The organism is Carnobacterium sp., from assembly GCF_040274425.1.
The window spans coordinates 1-1,155 of the sequence record NZ_JBEMBC010000179.1 but is presented as its reverse complement, the minus strand read 5'-3'; the positions used below and the strand labels follow the sequence as shown (position 1 = coordinate 1,155).

Here is a 1,155-nt window from a genome sequence, read left to right as displayed (position 1 = left end):
ATACAAATACTGAGAGAGTAACGATTGCCTAAAGAAATAGAGTGACTTTACAAATGAAACTAAAAAAGATTGATTTAATCTATAAACCAATTATAAACGTTGAAAGGTAAATAATGAAATAATAGGGCTTTAAACCAAAAAAAGTCTATGAACGTGTTTACTTAACCGCTCATAGGCTTTTTACTTTGCTTATTGATTAAATAAAATGAATTGATTCTTGGTATCAGATCGTTTGTTTTTTAGTATTGAATAAAAAAGGTAACAGAATTCCAATGAAGTAATTAATGGAAGCAACTAACATAAATAAACTTTAAAACTAGTGACAATGACGACTAACCTCATAAGTATATAAGATAAAAGCCAATCCGCTTAATCAACTCACATACAATTCCTGAAAAAATTAAGCCAACTACCCAAAGTTTAGTATTTGTTTCGCTGTCAGCTTTGATTACACTAAGTTGAATAATGACATATAAGATGACTAAAAAGGGTGAAAGTAATATGAAAATTTAAATGATAGATTTTTCTTTATTAGTGTATAAGCTAGAAATAACAAAATAAATACCGGCTATACCTAAAATAATAATGTAACCACTAATTAATCCAGCAGCGAGATAACCACCTAATGTTAACCCTAAAGCAGCTAAAAGCTGAGAACCTTGGAAAGAAAGAGAAGCAAAACTTAAATAAGAAGCTTGTTTGTCTTCGGGTATCAAACTCACTTGACGGGCATTTAGAATAGGAGCAGAAGCCAATTCTCCAATGGTTGCTATAATTGCTAATGGAATCAAGAAGTAAATACTATTGGCAGAAGCCATTAAGCCATACCCGGTCACATAAACCAATAATCCAATGAGTACAACAGTGCGTTCGTTTTTCTTCTCTGTTAACCTTGAAACAATGAATGTAAAACAAACAACCATAATAGTGTTGATCACTTGTAAAATACTAAGCATCCTCACACCGTCAATAGGTACAGAAAATAATGTGATTGGCTTAAATTCTTTTGATAAACGAATTCCAGTATAGTTTTGTAATGAAAATTCTGCAGCGCTATAAAGAGCAATCCCTAAAATTAAAATAACCCACCGTTTATCTTTAGCAGCAATATAATAATTGGTAAACAGATCATGAAAAATTGTTTTTCCCTTTGTG

At 31.0% G+C, this 1,155-nt stretch carries 1 protein-coding gene; it reads right to left on the bottom strand.

Annotated features, from left to right (window positions below):
- Positions 1 to 509: 509 nt before the first annotated feature.
- Positions 510 to 1,155: MFS transporter (locus ABS911_RS15140; RefSeq protein WP_350468237.1), on the bottom strand; the 646-nt coding region annotated here is incomplete at its 5' end.